The organism is Lysobacter sp. 05T417 (genome assembly GCF_056396405.1).
This window is the reverse complement of sequence record NZ_JBFTLK010000001.1, coordinates 600810-621308: the sequence shown is the minus strand read 5'-3', so window position 1 is coordinate 621308 and position 20499 is coordinate 600810. Positions and strand designations below refer to the sequence as shown.

General features: G+C 68.6%; 22 protein-coding genes. 12 read left to right on the top strand and 10 right to left on the bottom strand.

Annotation, left to right across the window (positions count from 1 at the left end; all coding sequences use genetic code 11):
* Positions 1–82 precede the first annotated feature (82 nt).
* The 4 genes from AC1DER_RS02800 to AC1DER_RS02785 all read left to right on the top strand — a co-directional run bounded on the left by AC1DER_RS02800 (position 83) and on the right by AC1DER_RS02785 (position 2824).
* The gene (locus tag AC1DER_RS02800) at positions 83–592 is read left to right on the top strand and encodes a DUF1993 domain-containing protein (protein WP_477244091.1); all 510 of its coding nucleotides are present in this window, start codon (positions 83–85) and stop codon (positions 590–592) included.
* A gap of 30 nt (positions 593–622) precedes the next feature.
* Positions 623–1285 (top strand): DUF998 domain-containing protein, encoded by a 663-nt coding sequence (locus AC1DER_RS02795; RefSeq protein WP_477244093.1) that lies wholly within the window; start codon positions 623–625, stop codon positions 1283–1285.
* A gap of 56 nt (positions 1286–1341) precedes the next feature.
* On the top strand, positions 1342–2097 hold the full coding sequence (locus tag AC1DER_RS02790; protein WP_477244095.1) for a sulfurtransferase: 756 nt from the start codon (positions 1342–1344) through the stop codon (positions 2095–2097).
* A 91-nt stretch (positions 2098–2188) separates the two neighbouring features.
* Entirely contained in the window at positions 2189–2824 is a 636-nt protein-coding gene (locus AC1DER_RS02785; RefSeq protein WP_477244097.1) for a hypothetical protein, read from the top strand.
* Positions 2825–2845: 21 nt separating this feature from the next.
* On the opposite strand, the gene AC1DER_RS02780 is transcribed toward AC1DER_RS02785, so the two are convergent.
* Positions 2846–4105, bottom strand: a complete 1260-nt coding sequence (locus tag AC1DER_RS02780; protein WP_477244099.1) for a TIGR03862 family flavoprotein — start codon at positions 4103–4105, stop codon at positions 2846–2848.
* Between the two features lie 101 nt (positions 4106–4206).
* Between AC1DER_RS02780 and AC1DER_RS02775 the strand changes: the two genes are divergently transcribed.
* The 3 genes from AC1DER_RS02775 to AC1DER_RS02765 are packed head-to-tail and all read left to right on the top strand — an operon-like array spanning position 4207 to position 7356.
* The gene (locus AC1DER_RS02775; protein ID WP_477244101.1) at positions 4207–5910 is read left to right on the top strand and encodes a serine hydrolase; all 1704 of its coding nucleotides are present in this window, start codon (positions 4207–4209) and stop codon (positions 5908–5910) included.
* On the top strand, positions 5907–6359 hold the full coding sequence (locus AC1DER_RS02770; RefSeq protein WP_477244103.1) for a hypothetical protein: 453 nt from the start codon (positions 5907–5909) through the stop codon (positions 6357–6359). The genes AC1DER_RS02775 and AC1DER_RS02770 overlap by 4 nt, the downstream gene beginning before the upstream one ends.
* A 7-nt stretch (positions 6360–6366) precedes the next feature.
* Positions 6367–7356, top strand: a complete 990-nt coding sequence (locus AC1DER_RS02765) for an LLM class flavin-dependent oxidoreductase (RefSeq protein WP_477244105.1) — start codon at positions 6367–6369, stop codon at positions 7354–7356.
* Here AC1DER_RS02765 and AC1DER_RS02760 read toward each other — a convergent pair.
* Both AC1DER_RS02760 and AC1DER_RS02755 read right to left on the bottom strand, forming a co-directional pair.
* Positions 7353–7823: an FKBP-type peptidyl-prolyl cis-trans isomerase gene (locus AC1DER_RS02760; protein ID WP_477244203.1), complete on the bottom strand. Its 471-nt coding sequence runs from the start codon at positions 7821–7823 to the stop codon at positions 7353–7355. The genes AC1DER_RS02765 and AC1DER_RS02760 overlap by 4 nt on opposite strands.
* Before the next feature lie 17 nt (positions 7824–7840).
* The gene (locus AC1DER_RS02755) at positions 7841–8278 is read right to left on the bottom strand and encodes an SRPBCC family protein (RefSeq protein ID WP_477244107.1); all 438 of its coding nucleotides are present in this window, start codon (positions 8276–8278) and stop codon (positions 7841–7843) included.
* Positions 8279–8440: 162 nt separating this feature from the next.
* On the opposite strand from AC1DER_RS02755, the gene AC1DER_RS02750 reads away from it, so the two are divergent.
* The gene (locus tag AC1DER_RS02750) at positions 8441–8968 is read left to right on the top strand and encodes a phage baseplate assembly protein V (RefSeq protein ID WP_441816045.1); all 528 of its coding nucleotides are present in this window, start codon (positions 8441–8443) and stop codon (positions 8966–8968) included.
* A 2-nt stretch (positions 8969–8970) separates the two neighbouring features.
* The gene (locus tag AC1DER_RS02745; protein ID WP_441816046.1) at positions 8971–9291 is read left to right on the top strand and encodes a hypothetical protein; all 321 of its coding nucleotides are present in this window, start codon (positions 8971–8973) and stop codon (positions 9289–9291) included.
* 15 nt (positions 9292–9306) lie between these two features.
* On the opposite strand, the gene AC1DER_RS02740 is transcribed toward AC1DER_RS02745, so the two are convergent.
* Positions 9307–10497 carry a BaiN/RdsA family NAD(P)/FAD-dependent oxidoreductase gene (locus AC1DER_RS02740; RefSeq protein WP_441816047.1) on the bottom strand — a complete coding sequence of 397 codons (1191 nt, stop codon included), beginning with the start codon at positions 10495–10497 and terminating at the stop codon, positions 9307–9309.
* A complete protein-coding gene (locus AC1DER_RS02735; protein ID WP_441816048.1) occupies positions 10494–11057 on the bottom strand; it encodes a YaeQ family protein in 564 nt (187 codons plus the stop codon). Before AC1DER_RS02735 ends, AC1DER_RS02740 begins: the two co-directional genes overlap by 4 nt.
* Before the next feature lie 115 nt (positions 11058–11172).
* On the opposite strand from AC1DER_RS02735, the gene AC1DER_RS02730 reads away from it, so the two are divergent.
* Positions 11173–12057, top strand: coding sequence for a pseudouridine synthase (locus tag AC1DER_RS02730; protein ID WP_477244110.1), 885 nt, complete (start codon positions 11173–11175; stop codon positions 12055–12057).
* A gap of 21 nt (positions 12058–12078) precedes the next feature.
* On the opposite strand, the gene AC1DER_RS02725 is transcribed toward AC1DER_RS02730, so the two are convergent.
* The 5 genes from AC1DER_RS02725 to AC1DER_RS02705 all read right to left on the bottom strand — a co-directional run bounded on the left by AC1DER_RS02725 (position 12079) and on the right by AC1DER_RS02705 (position 17873).
* Positions 12079–12846: a type 1 glutamine amidotransferase gene (locus AC1DER_RS02725; protein ID WP_441816050.1), complete on the bottom strand. Its 768-nt coding sequence runs from the start codon at positions 12844–12846 to the stop codon at positions 12079–12081.
* Between the two features lie 61 nt (positions 12847–12907).
* On the bottom strand, positions 12908–13780 hold the full coding sequence (locus AC1DER_RS02720) for an EamA family transporter (RefSeq protein ID WP_477244114.1): 873 nt from the start codon (positions 13778–13780) through the stop codon (positions 12908–12910).
* Between the two features lie 33 nt (positions 13781–13813).
* A complete protein-coding gene (locus tag AC1DER_RS02715) occupies positions 13814–15961 on the bottom strand; it encodes a DEAD/DEAH box helicase (RefSeq protein WP_477357639.1) in 2148 nt (715 codons plus the stop codon).
* 221 nt (positions 15962–16182) lie between these two features.
* Positions 16183–17577, bottom strand: coding sequence for a metal-dependent hydrolase family protein (locus AC1DER_RS02710; protein WP_477357636.1), 1395 nt, complete (start codon positions 17575–17577; stop codon positions 16183–16185).
* Between the two features lie 137 nt (positions 17578–17714).
* Complete coding sequence (locus tag AC1DER_RS02705) at positions 17715–17873, bottom strand: hypothetical protein (RefSeq protein WP_441816054.1); 159 nt, start codon at positions 17871–17873, stop codon at positions 17715–17717.
* A gap of 170 nt (positions 17874–18043) precedes the next feature.
* Between AC1DER_RS02705 and AC1DER_RS02700 the strand changes: the two genes are divergently transcribed.
* Both AC1DER_RS02700 and AC1DER_RS02695 read left to right on the top strand, forming a co-directional pair.
* Complete coding sequence (locus AC1DER_RS02700) at positions 18044–19609, top strand: protein adenylyltransferase SelO (RefSeq protein WP_477244205.1); 1566 nt, start codon at positions 18044–18046, stop codon at positions 19607–19609.
* A 74-nt stretch (positions 19610–19683) separates the two neighbouring features.
* Complete coding sequence (locus tag AC1DER_RS02695; RefSeq protein WP_477357633.1) at positions 19684–20328, top strand: hypothetical protein; 645 nt, start codon at positions 19684–19686, stop codon at positions 20326–20328.
* The last annotated feature ends 171 nt before the right edge of the window (positions 20329–20499 follow it).

Here is a 20499-nt window from a genome sequence, read left to right as displayed (position 1 = left end):
CAATATCCCTGAAACATGACCCATCCGGATCGCCGGCGCCCTGTACCATTCGCCGCACGTCAACCCAGAATCGAGGTAATGCATGTCCGTTTCGATGTACGACGCGTCGGTTCCAGTGTTCAGGCAGATGCTCGGCGCCATGGCCGGCCTGCTGGAGAAGGCCGAGGCCTACGCGGTGGAGAAGAAGATCGAACCGTCGGTCCTGCTGCAGGCCCGGCTGTTCCCGGACATGTTCCCGCTGGTGCGCCAGGTGCAGGTCGCCTGCGACTTCGCCAAGAGCGTGCCGGCACGCCTGGCCGACGTTGAAGTCCCGTCCTACGACGATACCGAGCAGGACTTCGCCGAGTTGCATGCACGCATCGCGCGCACGCTGGCCTTCATCGACGGCCTCGACCCGCTGCTGTTCGAGGGCAGCGAGGCACGCGAGATCGTGCTGCGTCCGGGCACGCCGAAGGAGCGCCGCTTCACCGGATCGGCCTACCTGCTGCACTATGGCCTGCCGCAGTTCTACTTCCACGTTACTACCGCGTATGCACTGCTGCGCCACAACGGCGTCGCGGTGGGCAAGCTGGATTTCATGGGCGTGCGCTGATCGTTCCATCGAGGTCGCGGAGTCGAGTCGATGTCCGGCGTCGATCTACCCGTTGGCGCGGAGCACAGGGAGCGGACGCTGGTCCGCAACCTGGGCACGTCCGCGCTGGCGGCCATCGCGTTGTTCGTCGTCACCGCCGTCGCGCTGCAATGGCTGCGCGACGACCTGGACTGGGTGCGCGTGCCGCTGAGCTTCTACCTGGTCGGTCCGTACGGGGCATGGCTGCAGTTGGCCTATGTCGGCCTGGCCAGTGCGATTGCGCTGCTGGCCATCGGCTACCACCGCGTGACCCGTTCCGGGCCGGGCAGCACCGCGGCACTGTCGCTTTTCATGCTCGGCGCGTTGGCCCTGGTGATCACGGCCGGGGCGCAGACCGACCTGGGCGGTGGCCGTGCGATGACCGCGGCCGCCTACGTCCACGCGATCTCCGCGCCGCTGGCCTTTCTTGGCACCAGCCTGGGCATGCTCCTGCAGTCCTGGCGCTTCCGCGGCGACGCGCGCTGGCGGCAGCACTTCGCCCTGGCTTTCGGACTGGCGGCCTTCTGCTTCGTGGCGCTGTGGGTCCTGGCCTTCGGGCGTGAACTGCCGCGTGGCCTCAGTCAGAAGCTGGTGGTCCTTGCCATCGTCGCCTGGTTCGCCCTGGCGGCCGAGTGGTTGCGTAGATACCAAATGCCGGCGATGAACCCTGATTAATCAGTGACTTGGGTCGTGCGTCGGATGCCGGCCCGGTGGCGCTTACAATGCGCGCCATGCTGCTCAATATCGCCGCCTACCACTTCACCCCGATCCAGCACCCCGAAGGCCTTGCCGCGCAATTGCAGTCGCGCGCCGAGGCGGCCGGGCTGCGCGGCACCATGCTGGTCGCCGGCGAGGGCATCAACCTGTTCCTGGCCGGCAGTGAGGCGGGCATCCACGGATTCCTCGAACGCCTGCGCGCGCAGGACTGCTTTGCGGACCTGACCGTCAAGTTCAGCCGCAGCCGGAGCCAACCGTTCGCGCGGCTGAAGGTAAAGGTCAAGTCGGAGATCATCAGCTTCCGCCGCGACAACGCCTCGCCGCTCGAAGGGCGCGCGCCGGCGGTAATGCCGGAAACGCTTGCACGCTGGCTTGACCAGGGCCACGACGATGCCGGCAAGCGCGTGGTCATGCTCGACACGCGCAACCGCGAGGAGTTCGGCTACGGCACCTTCAGCGATGCGTTGACGTTGCCGATCGACAATTTCACCGACCTGCCGCAGGCGCTGCAGCCGCACCGCGAAGCGCTGCAGGACGCAACCGTGGTCAGCTTCTGCACCGGTGGCATCCGCTGCGAGAAGGCCGCGCTGTGGATGCAGGCCGAGGGAATGAGCAACGTGTTGCAGCTCGACGGCGGCATTCTGGGGTACTTTGAACGCGTGGGCGGTCGCCATTACGATGGCCGCTGCTTCGTGTTCGATGAGCGCGTGGCGCTCGACCCCGAACTCAAACCGCTGATGGATGCGGCCGACGCAGTCGCCGCCGCCTGATGTCGGTCGGCAACTGCGTCGCCGACCACGACAAGTGAGGACACGCATGGCAGCAATTGGACCAGTGGGAATTTCGCGCGGAGCCGTCGCCATGACCCTGGTCGCGGCAGCCGTGCTGGCGCTGGCCGCCTGCGACAAGCAGGCGCCGGTCAACAGCGCTCCGCCGGAAGAGATCACCGCACCGGCTCCGGCCGCCAACCCGCAGCCCGACGTCAACGCCGAACCGGTGGAACGCGCAGCGCCGCCGATGGTCAAGGCGGTCGCGATGGGCGAATTCGAGCCGGGCAACCCGGTGGCGACCGCGGTGACGGGCAAGCTGACCATCGAAGACAACATGCTGCGCGGCGACAACGGCGCCAGCTTCACCACCGAGCGCGTGGCGATCGTCAACGGCGGCGACCAGTACTCGGCGGGCAATACCTACGCCCAGGCCATGATGGTTCCGCCCGAGCAGGAAATCGAACTGCGCCACGTGCTCGAGGAAACGCCGCCGACGCAGAGCCCGTCCAATGCGATGTGCGGCGGCGATCGTACCGGCTACATCGCGCTGGCCAAGGTGACGCGGGCCGGCGGCGACGTGGTCAAGGTGATCGGCCTCAAGGGCACCGACATGCCGGCAGCCGCGGCCAAGGGCATCGAGCTGTGCGCGAGCACGATGTATCTGCCGGTCTCCGATGCCGCGGCGTCTGCCGCCAAGTCAGCCGAGCCGCCAGCCAAAAAGGGCTGATCCCCCGGGCCGGAGGGTCGTTCACATCGCTGCGGCGTCGCGCTGCAGCCACGCAGTGGCGCCACGCGCCGCGCGCAGACCGCTGGCGTAGCAGGCCGTCAACAGGTAACCGCCAGTCGGCGCCTCCCAGTCGAGCATCTCGCCGGCGCAGAACACGCCCGGCATCGACCGCACCATCAAGCCATCGTCGAGCGCTTCCAGACGCACGCCACCGGCACTGCTGATCGCTTCGGCTATCGGGCGCGGGCGCAGCAGGCGCAACGGCAGGCGTTTGATCGTGCGCGCCAGCAGGGCCTCGTCGTGCAGCTGATCCCTGCTCAGCACCTCATGCAGCAAGCCAGCCTTGGCGCCGCTGATGCCTGCATGGCGGCGCAGGTGCTCGCTGAGGCTGCGGCCGCCGCGCGGGCAGGCGAGGTCGCGCTGCAGTCGCGGCAGGTCGCGTCCCGGCGCCAGGTCCAGTTCGATCCGCGCCTCGCCCGCGGTGGAAATGGCGTCGCGCAGACCCGCCGACAGTGCATAGACCAGGCTGCCTTCGATGCCGGTCGCGGTAACCACGCACTCGCCTTGCAGCGCGTGCTCGTTGCCGGACGCATCGCGCCAATGCGCGACGACCGGTTTCAGCGGCGCGCCGGCATGGCGACCGGCGAAGTGTTCGCTCCAGCCGACATCGAATCCGCAATTGGACGGCTGCAGCGCGGCGACATCGACGCCACGCGCGCGCAGGATGTCCTGCCAGCTGCCGTCCGATCCCAGTTGCGGCCAGCTGCCGCCGCCAAGCGCGAGCACGGTTGCGTCGGCCTGGAGCGCAATCTCTCCGGCAGGTGTCGCGAAGCGCAGCGCGCCGTCATCGTTCCAGCCGAGCCAGCGGTGCTGCACATGAAAGGCGACGCCGTCCTCGCGCAGGCGGCGCACCCAGCCGCGCAGCAGCGGCGCGGCCTTGCGGTCCATCGGAAAGACGCGGCCGGAAGTGCCGACGTAGGTGTCGATGCCGAATCGCTCGCGCGCCCATTCACGCAGGGCATCGGCGTCGAAGTCGTCGAGCCATGCGGCGATCTCGCTGCGACGGGCACCGTAGCGCGCATCGAAGGCCGGGCGCGGTTCGCCATGGGTGAGGTTGAGCCCGCCCTTGCCGGCAATCAGGAACTTGCGCCCGACCGAGCCCTTGGCCTCGAACAGGTCGACCTGCAGGCCTGCCGCGCGCGCGACTTCGGCGGCCATCAGGCCGGCGGGGCCGCCACCGATGACGGCCAGGCGGGCAGGGGAGTGGTTCGGAAGGGGCATGGCAGGGCGCACTACGGGGGACGAGGATTATGCCTTCCAGGGGTTGGGGTAAGGGCACACTTTGGCTAAGGTGACCCCATCCCTGGGGAGCTGACCACCGCATGTCTTTGCGATTCATTCCGGCGCAATGCGCCGTACTCGGCCTGGCACTGGCGCTTCATGGCGCCGCACCGGCAACGCCGGCGACTGCGCAGGACAGCGCGCACAACAGTGCGAACGCCACGCCGCTGCCGGCACAACTGCAGGACTTCGACGCCTACGTCGATGGCATCCGCAAGCAGTTTGACGTGCCAGGTATCGCCGTTGCCATCGTCAAGGACGGCCAGATCGTGCTCGAGCGCGGTTTCGGCGCGCGCGAACTGGGCAAGGACGGCAAGTCGCAGCCGGTCGATGCGAAGACGTTGTTCGCCATTGCCTCCAACACCAAGGCGTTCACCGCCGCGTCGCTGTCGATCCTCGCCGACGAGGGCAAGCTCAGCCTCGACGACCGCGTCATCGAGCACCTGCCGTGGTTCCGCATGTCCGACACCTACGTGACCGGCGAGATGCGCATCCGCGATCTGCTTGCGCATCGCAGTGGCCTGGGCCTGGGCGCCGGCGACCTGCTGTACTGGCCCGGCACCGACTACAGCACCGAGGAAGTCGCGCGCAGGCTGAAGGACGTGCCGCTCACCGGCAGCTTTCGCGGCCAGTACGCCTACGACAACATTCTCTATGGCGTGGCGCAGCTGGTGATCGAGCAGGCCAGCGGCCAGTCCTACGCGCAGTTCCTGCAGCAGCGCATCTTCGCGCCGCTGGGCATGCGCGACACCCGCTTCAACAGCGATGCACTGCGTGCGCGCGACAACGTCGCCACCGGTTACGCCAAGGCCGACTTCAAGGACCTGCAACCGGCGCCGCGGATGTCATGGGGCAACGTCTCCGGCGCCGGCGGCATCTACTCCAGCGTCCACGACATGAGCCAGTGGATGCGCATGCAGCTCGCCGGCGGCACGTACCGCGACGCCAGCGGCAGCGAGCAGCGTTTGTTCAGCGCCGAGCGCCAGCAGGAGATGTGGTCGGTGCTCACGCCGATGCCGATCGCCAAGCCCTCGGTGCCGGAGCTGGAAGCGGTGAAGCCTAACTTCCTCGGCTACGGCCAGGGCTGGCAACTGTCCGATTACCGCGGCCGCAAGCTGGTCTGGCACACCGGTGGCTGGCCGGGCATGGTCTCGCGCCTGACGCTGGTGCCGGAGCAGAAGCTGGGTGTGATCGTGCTGACCAATGCCGAGGTCGGCGGCGCGTTCAATGCCGTCACCCTGCGCGTGCTCGATGCGTACCTGGATGCGCCGAAGACCGACTGGCGCGCGGTCTACGCCGCAGCACTGGCCAAGTCGAAGGGCAAGGCCGACGAGGACTGGAACAAGCACCTGCAGGCGCGCGCTGCCGCAGCGCCGCCGTCGCTGCCGCTGGCAAGCTATGCCCGCACCTACCGCGACCCGTGGTACGGCGACGTGGTGGTCGAGCAGCGCGGCGACAAGCTGGTCATGCGCTTCAGCCGCACCCCGCAGCTGGTCGGCGAGCTGACTGCGTGGCAGCACGACACCTTCATGGTCCGCTGGGACCAGCGCTGGCTCAATGCCGATGCGTTCGTCAGTTTCGCGCTGGATGCGGACGGTGCGATTCGCGAGGCGCGGATGGAGGCGATCTCGCCGCTGACCGACTTCAGTTTCGACTTCCAGGATCTGCGCCTAGCGCCGGTGAGCAAGGAAGACAGCGCCGGATCACAAGCGCCTCACGGCGCCGGCACGAGGCTGTCGCGATGAGCGACGCACGCTGGCGGCACGACACCCAGGACATCCCGCGAATGGTGCGGGCGATCTATGAATGCATCTCCGGCCCGGCCGGCGCGCCGCGCGACTGGGAGCGCTTCCGCTACCTGCAGCACCCGCAGGCGCGCAGCCTGCGCACCGTGGTCGAGGCCGACGGCAACACGCGATCGATGGTGTTCGACGTCGACAGCTACATCGCCGACGTCACCCCGTTCTTCGCCGCCAACGACTTCCACGAAATCGAGATCGAGCACCGGCTGCAGCGTTTCGGTCAGGTCGCGCACGTGTGGAGCCGCTACGAGGCCCGTCCCGCCGCGGACTCGCCGGTGCTGCTCAAGCGCGGCGCCAACAGCATCCAGCTTTGCTTTGAACATGGTCGCTGGTGGGTCTTCAGCACGATCTGGGACAACGAACGCGAAGGCGTGACCTTCGACCTGTGGTGACCCGGCCATGATCCCGTTCTCCGTCCTCGACCTGGCGCCGATCACCGAAGGCAGCGACGCCACGCAGGCATTCGCCAACAGCCTCGACCTGGCTCGCCTCGCCGAACGCCTGGGCTACCAGCGCTTCTGGCTGGCCGAACACCACAACATGCCCGGCATCGCCAGCGCCGCAACGGCGGTGCTGATCGGCCATGTCGCCTGCGGCACGCAATCGATCCGCGTCGGCGCTGGCGGGGTCATGCTGCCCAACCATGCGCCGCTGCAGGTGGCCGAGCAGTTCGGCACGCTGGCTTCGCTGTATCCGGGGCGCATCGATCTGGGCCTGGGCCGCGCCCCCGGCACCGATCACGCCACCGCACATGCCCTGCGCCGTTATTTCGAAGGCGCCGACATGTTCGCCCAGGACGTGGTCGAACTGCTGCACTACTTCGAACCGGCGCAGCCGGCGCAGGCGGTGCGCGCCGTGCCCGGCGCGGGCGTGGAGGTGCCGGTGTGGCTGCTCGGTTCGAGCCTGTTCTCGGCCCGCCTGGCCGCGCAGCTCGGCCTGCCGTTCGCGTTCGCCTCGCATTTCGCGCCCGATGCGATGGACATGGCGCTGGCCTCGTACCGGCGCGAGTTCAAGCCCTCCAGGCGGCTGCAGCAGCCCTACGCCATGCTGGCGCTGAACGTGGTGGGTGCGCAAACAGATGCGCTGGCGCGACGGCTGTTCACCACCCAGCAGCAGGCCTTCGTCAATCTGCGTCGCGGCAAGCCGGGCCTGATCCCGCCACCGATCGACGACATCGAATCGTTCTGGACGCCGCTGGAGAAGAGCGGCGTCGAGCAGGCGCTGGCGTGCGCCGTGGTGGGCGACGACAACACGGTCCGCGACGGCATCGCCGCCTTCATCGAGCGCCATCGCCCGGACGAGCTGATGATCACCGCCAACGTCTTCGATCACGCCGCGCGACTGCGCTCGTTCGAGATTACCGCCGCGGCGCGCGACGCGCTCGCCTAGGGGCGTGCCGCCCAGGGTCGCGGTGCCGGGCTGCGGTGCTCGCGCACGTCGAGCAGTTCGACTTCGAATACCAGTGAACCGTTGGGCGGGATGACCCCGCCCGCGCCGGCGCTGCCATAGCCGTAGGTCGGCGGAATCATCAGCAGGCGATGGCCGCCCACGCGCATGCCGGCCACGCCTTCATCCCAGCCGCGGATCACGCGCCCGGCGCCGAGCAGGAACGTGAAGGGCTCATTGCGGTCGCGCGAACTGTCGAACTTGCTGCCGCGGCCGTCGGCTGCCTTGTGCTCGTAGTTCCAACCGGTGTAGTGGACGACCACGTCCTGTCCGGGCGTGGCGACCGCGCCGGTGCCGACCCGCTGGTCGATGGTCTCGAAGCGGGCGATGGTGCCACCCGGCGGCGGGCCGGGGTCGGCGCAGGCGGCGAGCAGCGCGGCGGCGAACAGCGCGGCAATGCGGGCGCCCATGCGCGTGACGATACGCATCAGGCGCTCCCTGCCAGGCAATCGGCAAGGCCGTCCAGGACCATCTTCCAGCCCGAATCGACCCGCTCGGCGTACTGCGCATTCTCCGCGGCCATCTCGTGGCTCAGGCTCAGCAGGCTGCCATTGCCCTCGTCGACGATCTCGACGGCAATGCGATCGCCGCCGCTGCCGTCTTCCACCATGCCAAGCGTGAAGACCAGGCGGTGCGGCCGGTCGATCTGCAGATACTGGCCGAAGTGCCCGGCGTCGACGCCTCCGCGGCGCTCGACGATGGCATAGCCACCGCCCACCCGGGGTTCGATCTGGACTCTCTGCATCTGCCCGTCTTCGGTCGCGAACAGCCAGCGGCCGGCGCTGGACGGGTCGAGCCAGGCGTCGAACACGCGTCCGGGCGCAGCATCGAAATGGCGGGACACGCGGACCACGACAGCACTCATCGCCTGCTCCTGGGAGGAATTGGGGTCATTGTCGAGCATCCCGTCGTGCCTCGCGACGGTCGCTGCGGCCGGGGCGCTGGCCTGCCGGCAGGCCCGTTCACGTTGTGGTCTCACGGGGGGAGCCGGACGTTCACGCAAGCCCGTGTCCCAGGAACCAGTCGAATGCCCCACCAGAGCAAGCCCGCACTCCTCCGGCACTACGGCAAACACCGTGGCGTGGTCGTGGACAACATCGATCCACTGCAGCTCGGTCGCGTGCTGGTGCAGGTCCCGAAGGTCTTCGATGCCGGCGGCTCGCGTTGGGCGATGCCATGCGTGCCCGTTGCCGGCCACCAGAGCGGTCTGTTCCTGCTGCCGTCGATCGGTGCGCCGGTGTGGGTGGAGTTCGAGCAGGGCGACCCCGAATTGCCGATCTGGGTTGGCGGCTACTGGGTCGACGCCGGTGAACTGCCGCCGATGGCCCAGGCCGGGCAGGGCGTGGCGGCGCTGCTGATGCAGACGCCCGGCCAGAACGCGGTGCTGGTGTCGGACCTGCCCGGTCCCGACGGCGGTGTCCTGCTGCGCGCGCAGTCCGGCGCCACCATCGCGGTCAACGAAGCCGGCATCACCATCAGCAACGGCCGCGGCGCCAGCATTGTCCTGGCCGGCTCGATGGTCACCATCAACGACGGCGCACTGACGGTGGTCTAGCCATGGGCGGAGCAATCCTGCATCTGGGCGCAAGCGTGGCCTGCTCGCACGGTGGTCCGGCCACGCCGACGGCTCCCTATTCGCGCGTCACTGTATCTGGCCGGCCGGTGGTGACAGTCGCGGCTCCCTACACCATTGCCCACTGCAACCTGCCGTCGCCGGCAGACGCCTTGCGCTGCACCGGCGGCCAGTGGCTGCAGGGCAGTACCCGCGTGTTCGCCGGCGGCCGCGCGCTGGTGCTCGATACGAGTCCGTCGATGTGCGTGCCCAACGGCGCGGCGATGGTGGTGATGGAATGCCAGATGCGCGTTACCGCGCTCTAGCCCACCCAGGGTCTGTCAGACCGCCATGCCCGCCGCGTGCCCGCTGGCCCAGGCCCACTGGAAGTTGTAGCCGCCCAGCCAGCCGGTAACGTCGACCACTTCGCCGATGAAATACAGACCTGGCACGCGCCGCGATTGCATCGTGCTGGACGACAGCTCATCGGTGTCGACGCCACCGAGCGTGACTTCGGCGGTGCGATAGCCCTCGCTGCCGCTGGCGACCAGCGGCCAGCGCGACAGCACCTCGGCGATCTCGCGCAACTGCGGCGCGTTGAACTGCTTGATCGGTTTGTTCGGCAACCAGAACTCGCACAGACGCTGTGCGAAGCGTTTGGGCATGACTTCGCCGAGCACGGTCTTGAGCTCGGCGGCCGGGCGTTCGTGCTGCCATTGCTGCAATGCCTCGAGGGCATCGCGTCCCGGCAGCAGGTCCAGGCGCAGGTCGTCGCCGGGCTGCCAGTACGAGGAGACCTGCAGGATCGACGGTCCACTGATGCCGCGATGGGTGACCAGCATGAAATTGCTGAAGGACTGGCCGTTGCAGTGGGCGGTCACCGGCAGCGCGACGCCGCTGAGGTCCGCCAGCCGCTCCTGGTGCTTGCCGCTGAGCGTGAGCGGCACCAGGCCGGCGCGCGTGGGCAGCACGGCATGGCCGAACTGGCGGGCCAGTTCGTAACCGAACCCGCTGGCGCCCATCGACGGGATCGACAGGCCGCCGCTGGCCACCACCAGCGCCGGCGCGGCGAACGCGCCGTGGCTGGTGTGCAGGCGGAAGCTGGCGCCCTCGCCGTCGCCGTGGCTGACCCGCTCGATGCTGCAGCTGGTTTCGATGCGCACGCCCGCGGCATGGCATTCGTCCACCAGCATCTTCACGATCAGCTTGGAGGAGATGTCGCAGAACAGCTGGCCCAGTTCCTTCTCGTGGTAGGCGATGCGGTGGCGTTCGACCATTTCGATGAAATGCCACGGCGTGTACCGCGCCAGCGCCGACTTGCAGAAGTGCGGATTGGCCGAGAGGAAATTGGCCGGGGTCGTGCCGGTGTTGGTGAAATTGCAGCGGCCGCCGCCCGACATCAGGATCTTCTTGCCGACGCGATTGGCGTGGTCGACCACCAGCACGCGCTTGCCGCGCTGGCCGGCGGTCAGCGCGCACATTAGTCCGGCTGCGCCGCCGCCAACAATCGCGACGTCGTAGTGCCCGGTCATGCCCGCGCGGCTTCCTCGTCGGATGCCATGCGGGTCAACGGACGGAAGGTGAAGGAATGGCCTTCGCCCAGCCACTGCACTTCGCCGTCCTGGATCAGCACGTTCACGCGCATGCCGCGCTGTTGCACGCCGGCCAGGGCCTCGACGATATCGGCGCCAATGTCGATCACGGTGAGGTTGCGCAGGCGCTTGAGCGCGTAGCTGTTCTTGTCCCACCACACGTCCGAGGCACGGCCGCCGTAGTTCACCACCACCACCTGGCGGGCACGACCGCAGGCCTTGCGGATGCGCGACTCGTCGGGATGGCCCAGGTCGATCCATTGCTCGATCTCGCCGGTGTAGTCGCGCCGCCACATATCCGGGTCGTCTTCGCTGCTCAGGCCGCGGCCGAACTCCAGGCGCTCCTCGGCGAACAGGGCGTAGGCGAGCAGTCGCACCATCAGCCGCTGCTCCGTCTCCGACGGATGCTGGGCGAGGGTGAGGTTGTAGGTAGCGTAGTGATGGCGGTCGAGGTCGCTGACTTGCAGCTCGGCCTTTACCACGGTGGCCTTGAGCGCCATGGGGTACATCCGGTCGGGGCAGAAAACAGCGCGCATTCTAGGCGCTGCGGGGGGTGCGTGCCGTTCTCAGCGCCATTGCGACTGCAGGGCGGCCGTTCCGGGGGACAATGGCGGCGTGAAACCGCTCCAACCCCATCGCCAAGGCGTGGCCGCGAGTCGCTGGCAGCTTCCACCGGGGCCCTGGCCGACGGTGCTGGAGGGCCTGTGCGCGCGATTCCCGGCGGTGGGGCGCGCGCGCTGGCTGGACCGGATCGAGCGCGGCCTGGTTCGCGACGCCGAAGGGCAGGCGCTGGCGGTGGATGCCGCTTACCGTGTCGGTGCCGAGCTCACCTACTACCGCGAAGTCGAAAGCGAAGCGGAGATTCCGTTCACGGAAGTCGTCCTGCATGCCGACGAGCACCTGGTCGTCGCCGACAAACCGCATTTCCTGCCGGTGACACCGTCAGGCAGGCACGTGGCGCAGACGCTGCTGGCGCGGCTGGTGCTGCGCCTGGGCAATCCGGATCTGGCGCCGCTGCACCGGATTGACCGTGGCACTGCCGGCCTGGTGCTGTTCTCGGCGAATGCGGCCACGCGCGCGCAGTACCAGGCGCTGTTCCCGCAACGCAGGATCAACAAGTGCTACGAAGCGCTGGCGCCCGGCCTGCCTGGCCTCGCGTTTCCGCTGGTGCGCCGGTCGCACCTGGAACGCGGCGAGCCGTTCTTCCGGATGCGTGAAGGCGGGGCTGCGGCAAACAGCGAGACGCGCATCGAGGTGATCGAGCGCGGCGACGGCATCTGGCGCTACGGGCTGGAACCGGTCACGGGACGCAAGCACCAGCTGCGCGTGCACATGGCCGCATTGGGTGCGCCGATCCTCAACGACCCGTTGTATCCGGAGTGCGGCGAACCGGTGGCTGACGACTACAAACGGCCACTGAAGCTGCTGGCGCGCACGCTGCAGTTCGTCGATCCGCTAAGTGGCCAGGAGCGGCGATTCGAGAGCAGACTCGAATTGTGAGCAGTTCCCTTCGAGGGGCTTTCACGTCCATTCCCGCGACGGCAACGTCATCCGCCGCTGCGGCGTCCCGACCAGGTCCAGGAACCGGTTGAACACGTTGTCCGCCTGGCCCTGCATCGTCGCGATGTGCTCGCGCGTCTTCTGCCGGATCATCTCCTCGCTGGCCTGCGCCGGATCCATGCCGACGAGTTCCGCCAACTCGTCGCGGTAGGCCGGGTTGGCCAGCCAGCGCTCGATCAGCCGCTCGTCCATTTCCAGATGAAACTGGAAGCCGTAGGCATTGTCGCCATAGCGGAACGCCTGCTGCTCGCAGCCCTCGGTGCGCGCCAGATGCTCGGCTTCGCGCGGCACATCGAAACTGTAGCGGTGCCACTGGAACACCGGCGCCGCATCGCCCAGCGGCGACAGCACCGGGTCGGCGCGACCGGCCGCGGTGGTCTGCAACCGGTACCAGCCGATCTCGGCCTGATGGTGGCGACGCACCGGAGCGCCCAGCACGTGGGCGAGCAGCTGCGCCCCCAGGCAGATCCCCAGCACCGGTTTGCCCTGTTCGAGCATGCGTTCGATCGCCAGCAGTTCGGTCCGCAGGTGCGGACGCTGCGCCTGGTCCTCGACGTTCATCGGCCCGCCGAGCACGATCAGGCCGCGATAACGGTCCACGTTCGGCTGGAAATCTGGCTGGCGCTCGAAATTGGCGAAGCGGATGCGATGCCCGCGCTTGCGGATCAGCGGGTCCAGGGTGCCGAGCGGTTCGGCGGCGACGTGCTGGAAGACGAGCAGGCGGGGCATGGCGCGGGCAGGGCGGGTCGACAACCCGACTATGCCAAATCCGGCGCGCCGGACGGTAGCGTCAGGCCCGTGGTGCGGCGGCGATCACGGCAATGGCGACGACGGCCAGCACGATCGCGGCGCGGTTCCAGACGCTGGTCTTCTCGCCGAAGGCGAACACGCCGACCAGCGTGCCCAGCACCACGACGCCGATGTTCATGGCCGCGAATACCACCGACGGATTGTCCGGGAAGGCCTGGTGGGCGCGGACGTAGAAGACGATGTTGCCGAAGTTGAGCAGGCCGAGGACCAATCCGGCGCCGATGTTGCGCGCTTCGATGCGCACCCCGGCGCGCCAGTGCCGGATCGAGATCCAGCCCAGCATCAGCACGAACGCAATCGCGAAGGCAACTTGCAACGCAGCCAGCGACGGCGTGCCAGCCAGGGCGATGCGCTTGAGCATGACGTCGACGACGGCGAAGCCGACCCAGACCACCAGCAGCAGGCCGATACCCGGGCGCGTCGGCGAAGCCACGGCACCGTCCTGCCGCGGCCGGACGACGATGCCGGCCACCGCCAGCAGGCCCAACGCCAGGCCCGCCATCCGCATCCCATCGGCGCGTTCGCCGAACAGCGTGAAGGCCGCCAACAACGACAGCAGCAGCGACAGGCGCTGCGCGACATCGGTGCGGACGATGCCGTTGCTGCGCACCGATGCGGCCAGCACCAGGAACAGCAACGGCAGCACGACCGCCAGGCCGAGCAGGGCGGCCCAGGGCGCATCCGGATGCGACAGGCTCGCCAGCGACGGCTTCAGCAGCGAGGCGCTGAGAACCGTGGCGGCGAGGTAATTCCAGGTCACCAGCTGCGCCACGTCCAGGCGGAAACGTGGCGCAAGCTTCAGGACCACTGCGACGAGCACGCTGCACAGCGCGCTGAACACGATCAGGTGCATCGGCTACCGCTGTGTGGTGTCAGCGCGGCTTGATCAGCGCGGCTTGAACGGCTTGCGCGGACCGGCGCCGTGCGGCTTGCCGCCATGCGGCGGGCGCGGACCGCGCGGGGGCGGACGACGGTCGTCATCGAATCCACGCTGCGGTGCATCGCCGTAGCGGCCATGCGGACGCTGGCCGCCTTGGCCGTCGGCCTCGTCGGCGCGGCTGATGCGCAGCTGCTGGCCGGCGACGCGCACGCGCTTGAGGTGATCCATGACCTCACGCGGCATGCCTTCGGGCAGGTCGATCAGGCTGAAGTCGTCGCGGATGTCGATGCGGCCGATGAAGCGGCTTTCCAGCTCGGCTTCGTTGGCGATCGCCCCGACGATGTTGCCCGGCTTGACGCCATGGGTGTGGCCGACTTCGATGCGGAAGGTTTCCATGCCGACTTCCGGGGCGCGCTCGCCACGCGGTTCGTGCACGCGCGTCTCCTGCGCGCGCGGCTCATGACGGTGCTGGCCCGGGCCCTCGTCATCGAACATTGATTCGGCGGCATTCACCGGACGCTCGAACGAACGCTCACCTGCAGCCGGCGGCGTGAACTGGCGGTCGGCATGGCGGGGACGATCGTCGCGCGGCTGATTCTCGCGCGGCTGATTCTCTCGGGGCTGGTACTCGCGCGGCGGTCGCGGCGCGGCATCGCGCTCGCGGCGCGGGTCGCGCTGGCCGTCACGCGGGCCACGCTCGAAACGGTCACGCGGCGAATGCTCGCGCGCACCACGCTCGGGGCGTTCGAAGGGCTGTGCATGCGGGCGCAAACGCTCGGCGGTCACGTCCAGCAGCAGCGGCATGTCGCCCTGCACCAGCTTGGCCAGCGCGGCGGCAATCTCCACCGCCGGCACGTTCTGCTCGCGCTCGTAGCGCTCGACCAGATCGCGGAACTGGCTCACGTCGGACGCTTCCAACGCCGTGGTGATGCGGCCGAGGAAACGGTTGACGCGCTGCTCGTTCACCGTCTCCACGGTGGGCAGCTGCATCTGCTCGATCGGCTGGCGCGTGGCGCGTTCGATCGCACGCAGCATGCCGCGCTCACGCGGGCTGACGAACAGGATCGCCTCGCCCTTGCGGCCGGCACGACCGGTGCGGCCAATGCGATGGACGTAGCTTTCGGTGTCGTACGGGATGTCGTAATTCAGCACATGGCTGATGCGCTCGACGTCGAGGCCGCGGGCGGCGACGTCGGTGGCGACGAGCACGTCGATCTTGCCATCCTTGAGGTTCTGGATGGTCTTCTCGCGCTGCGCCTGGACCACGTCGCCATTGATGGCGGCGGCGGCAATGCCGCGCGCGGCCAGCTTCTCGGCCAGTTCCTCGGTCGCCATCTTGGTGCGGGCGAACACGATCATCGCGTCGAACGGCTCGGCCTCGAGGATGCGGGTGATGGCATCGAGCTTGTGCATGCCGCTGACCGCCCAGTAGCGCTGGCGGATGTTGGCGGCGGTGGAGGTCTTGGACTTGATCGCGATCTCGACCGGGTCCTTGAGGTAGGTCTGGGCGATGCGCTTGATCGGGGCCGGCATCGTCGCCGAGAACAGCGCGACCTGGCGCGTCTCCGGGGTCTTCTTCAGCACGGCTTCGACATCGTCGATGAAGCCCATGCGCAGCATCTCGTCGGCTTCGTCCAGGACCAGGCAGCGCAGCTGCGACAGGTCGAGCGAACCGCGCTCGAGGTGGTCGATGACGCGGCCCGGCGTGCCGACGATCACCTGCACGCCGCGCTTGAGCGCCTGCAACTGCGGGTAATAGCTCTGGCCGCCGTAGATCGGCAGGACCTGGAAGTTGGGCAGGTGATGGGCGTACTTCTGGAACGCCTCGGCGACCTGGATCGCCAGCTCGCGCGTCGGCGCCAGCACCAGCGTCTGCGGCGCGCGCTGGTTGGGGTCGATGCGGGCCAGCACCGGCAGCGCGAACGCGGCGGTCTTGCCGGTGCCGGTCTGGGCCTGGCCGAGTACGTCGCGGCCTTCCAGCAGCGGCGGAATGGTGGCCGCCTGAATCGGCGAGGGCGACTCGTAGCCGACATCGGCCAGGGCGCGCATCAGCGGCTCGGGCAGGCCCAGGTCGGAGAATTTGATGGACGGGGCTTCTGCCGGAGAGCTGGCGGAAGGATCCGTGGAGGGGGTGTTGGGCGTTTCGGCGCTCATGGGGGGAGGGCTCGGCAGCGCCGGCGAACGCCGGTCGGAAGACCGCCTAGTGTACCGGACTGTGGTGTGTCGGCCGGGTGTAGCGCATTTGCCGGGGCCCGCAGGCCCCGCGCGGCGACACGTTCGCCTGTGGTGAAAGCAGTGAAGGCGCGCGGTCAGCGCGCCGTCAATGCCGGTGAAGCGCGCGGTCAGCGCGCCGTATATGCCGGTGAAGCGCGCGCTCAGCGCGCCGTCGATGCCGGTGCGGCGGAGGCCTGCAGCCCCCGCACGTCCTTCTCCACGCGGCCATCCTTCATCACGAACTGGACCTGTTTGAGCACCGTCACGTCGCTGAGCGGGTCGCCTGACACCGCGATCAGGTCGGCGCGCTTGCCCGCCTCGAGGCTGCCGACTTCGTCGGCCAGCCCGAGCAGGTCGGCGGCGTTCACGGTGGCGGCCTGGATTGCGCTGGCGGCGGTCATGCCGTGGGCCACCATCAGTTCGAACTCGTCGGCATTGCGGCCGTGCATGCTGACGCCGGCATCGGTGCCGAAGGCGATGCGGACGCCGGCCGGCACCGCACGTTCGAGCGCCTGGCCGGTGATGCCGATGCGCCATTCGATCTTGCTGCGGACCTCGCCGGTATAGGCCTCCGGGTTCCGCGCCAGTCGCTCCTTGTAGCCGTTGACCGTCGACAACGTGGGCACGTAGTAGGCGCCGGTCTTGCGGAACAGGGCGATGTCGGCATCGTCGAGCAGCGTGCCGTGCTCGATCGAATCGGCGCCGGCGCGCAGCGCTACGGCTATACCGTCGGCGCCATGGGCGTGAACGGCGACCTTCTTGTGGTACAGGTGCGCGGTTTCGACGATTGCCTTGGCTTCGTCATCGAACATCTGCTGGCCCAGGCCTGCGCCGATGCGACTGTTGACGCCGCCGGTGGTGGCGATCTTGATCACGTCGACACCGCGCCCGACCTGCAGGCGCACCGCGCGGCGGCAGTCTTCGGCGCCGTCGCAGGTGTTGCCGTGCACGTCGATGGCCGCGTGCAGTTCGTCGCGGAAACCCAGGGTCGGATCCATGTGGCCGGCGGTGGTCGAGATCGCATTGCCGGCATCGATGATGCGCGGCCCGGGCAGCTTGCCGGCGGCAACGGCATCGCGCAGGGCCAGGGTCACGCCGTCCTCGTCGCCGAGGTTGCGCACCGTGGTGAAGCCGGCGGCAAGGGTCTTGCGCGCGTTCACGGCGGCCTCGTAGGCGTGATCGGCCACGCCCTTGGACACGCCATCGAGCTGGCCTTCCACGCCGGCCTTGTCCGAGACGAGATGGACATGGCTGTCGATCAGGCCGGGCAGGACGTAGTGGTCGCGCAGGTCGATGACGGTGACCGTGGCGGGAACACTGGTGAACGCCGAAGCGTCGAGGAGACCGTCGCGGACCGCTTCGATGCGGCCATCGCGCAGCAGCAGCGTGCTCGGGCCGCGCGGCGCCCGGCCGGGGCGGTCGAGCAGGTGGCCGGCCTGGACCACGGTCCACTGCGGTGTGGCGGACTGGGCGAAGGCGGATGTCGCCGCGGTGGCAGCCAGCAGGCCGGGGAGCAGCAGTGTGAGCGCCGCAGTGCGGCGTGTGGTCCTGGTCATTGCGGTCGATCCCCGGTGCGCGTGCGTTCGCTCGCCGCAGCATAAGCGGTGCGGAGCGAGCGCGTCACGGCAGGCCGGGTCCTGCTTTCGTCTGGCCAGCGCCGCGCTGGGGCAGGCCGGCCGGAGCTTCGTCCGCGTCAGGACTTGTTGCCGGACCCGCTTTCCGGGGGTTCGGGGTTGGAAGGCGGATTGGCGATGTCACGGGCCTGCTGCTTCTTGGCCTGCTTCTCGTCCTGCTTCTTCTTTTTGGCGATTTCGCGCTGGCGCTTCTCGAAGGAATAGTTGGGCTTTGCCATGGGCGATCTCGTTATGCGGGTCGCCAGTGTAGGGCATGGAGGCGAAATTGCCCGTATACGCCGCATTGCCGCGGCTCGGGCGAACGTTGGAAATGGCCTCTGCGGCCCGCACATCAGGCCTTGCGGCGCTGGCCAGGCCTCGCACAACGGCCCAAAGTGACGCGGTGAACATGCTCAACCTCGATTTCGACAATGCCTTCGTCCGCGACCTGCCGGGCGACCCCGACAGTGGTCCCGGCGTGCGTCAGGTCCTTGGCGCTGCGTACTCGCGCGTTTCGCCGACGCCGGTGGCCGCGCCGCAGTTGCTGGCGCATTCGCCGCAGATGGCCCGGCGCCTGGGTTTCAGCGAAGCAGAAGTCGCCTCGCCCCTGTTCGCACAGGTGTTTGCAGGCAATTCGCTGATCGCGGGCATGGACCCGTTCGCCGCCAACTACGGCGGACACCAGTTCGGCAACTGGGCCGGGCAGCTGGGCGACGGCCGCGCCATCAGCCTGGGCGAGATCATCAACGCGGCCGGTGAACGCTGGGAGCTGCAGCTCAAGGGCGCCGGCCCAACCCCCTATTCGCGCACCGCCGACGGCCGCGCGGTGCTGCGGTCCTCGATCCGCGAGTTCCTGTGCAGCGAGGCCATGCATCACCTGGGCGTCCCGACCACGCGCGCGCTCAGCCTGGTCGGCACCGGCGAATGGGTCGAGCGCGACATGTTCTACGACGGCCACCCGGAGATGGAGCCGGGCGCCATCGTCTGCCGCGTCGCGCCCTCGTTCATCCGCTTCGGCAACTTCGAGCTGCCGGCGTCGCGCGACGACGTCGAGTTGTTGAAGCAGCTGGTCAACTTCTGCATCCGCCGCGACTTCCCGGAGCTGCGCGGTCAGGGCCAGGCGCTGCACGCGCAGTGGTTCGCGCAGGTATGCGAGCGCACCGCGGTGATGGTCGCGCACTGGATGCGGGTCGGTTTCGTCCACGGTGTGATGAACACCGACAACATGTCGATTCTCGGCCTGACCATCGACTACGGACCGTACGGCTGGGTCGACAACTTCGACCCCGGCTGGACGCCCAATACCACCGACCGCCACCAGCGCCGCTACCGCTTCGGCCAGCAACCGCAGGTGGCGTACTGGAACCTGGGCCGCCTGGCCGGGTCGCTGTCGTTGCTGTTCGATGGCGTCGAGCCGTTGCAGGACGGCCTGCGCTGCTTCGTCGAAACCTTCACCGCCGCCGACCGCGACAACACCGCGCGCAAGCTCGGCCTGGCCGAATGCCGCGACGAGGACATCGGCCTGATGCAATCGCTGCAGGACCTGATGACGCAGGCCGAGGTCGACATGACGCTGATGTTCCGCGGCCTCGCCGATCTGGACCTCGACGGCGACACACCCGACCCTGCGCCGCTGCGCGAGGCCTTCTACGACGAAGGCCGGCGCGAAACCGCCGAGCCGGCGTTGCGGGAGTGGCTGGGGCGCTACGCCGCCCGCTTGCGCGACCAGGCGCTGCCTGCAGGCGAGCGCCGTTCACGCATGAATGCCGCCAACCCGCGTTACGTCCTGCGCAACTACCTGGCGCAACAGGCGATCGACCGCGCCAGCCAGGGCGACGTCGCCGCCGTCACCGAACTGCTCCAGGTCATGCGCCACCCCTACGACGAGCAGCCCGGGCGCGAAGCGTTTGCCGGGCGCCGCCCCGACTGGGCGCGCGAGCGTGCCGGCTGTTCGATGCTCTCGTGCAGTTCGTAACGCGACCTTCCACACGCCGCCTACACAAAGCTGGCGGATCATGGCGCCGACAAGGCGACGGGTGGGGGCGGGACATGCAAGGCAATCAAAACTTTCAACTGCGGGCCGCGGTTCGCGGCACCGTGCTGGCGTCGATTCTGGCCCTGTTCGCGATGACGGCCACCACCGCATTGGCCTCCACGCCGGCGGAGGGCGACCACGCCGTCGGCACGCTGGTACGCGTGGACGTGGACAGCAACCGGCTGGCGCTCGCCACCGACGCCCAGACCGGTAGCGAGCTGGGGCAGGGCGGCGAGATCAATATCTACGTCGACGCCACCACCACCGCCACGCGCGCCGGCAAGCGGATCAAGCTGATCGAGCTCAAGCCCGGTGAACGCCTGCTGGTGCGCACGCAGTCGAGCCGCAACCGGGTGCAGGCCGTCAAGATCCTGGTGCTGCCCAACACCAACATGGCGCAGGGCGCCGGCCGATACCTGCATGGCACGATCAGCGACGTCAACACGCGCACGCGGACGCTGAATATCAGCCAGTCCGAAAGCCGGATCCTCAACCGCATCGGTTACGACGAGCAGACCACGCTGGTCGGGCTCGACGGCAAGTCGATTCCCCTGAACACCCTCAAGCCGGGCGACGAGATCGATACGGGGCTGCGCCTGCGCGGCAGGATCACCACCGCCACCAGCATGGTGCTGCTGCGCCCCACGTCAGGGCCCTGATTCCAGGCGTTCTGCTGTCGTGGGAAACGGGGCGGCCATCATCAGTCGCCCCTTGCACCCGGTCCTGGCTTTGCCGTGGCCGATGGCGGCCGTAGCCCATCGGCGATCCTTGGCCCATCGGCGACCGCCGCGGAGGCCGCCGCCGTCAGGCCGGGCGGCCAGCGCCAGGCC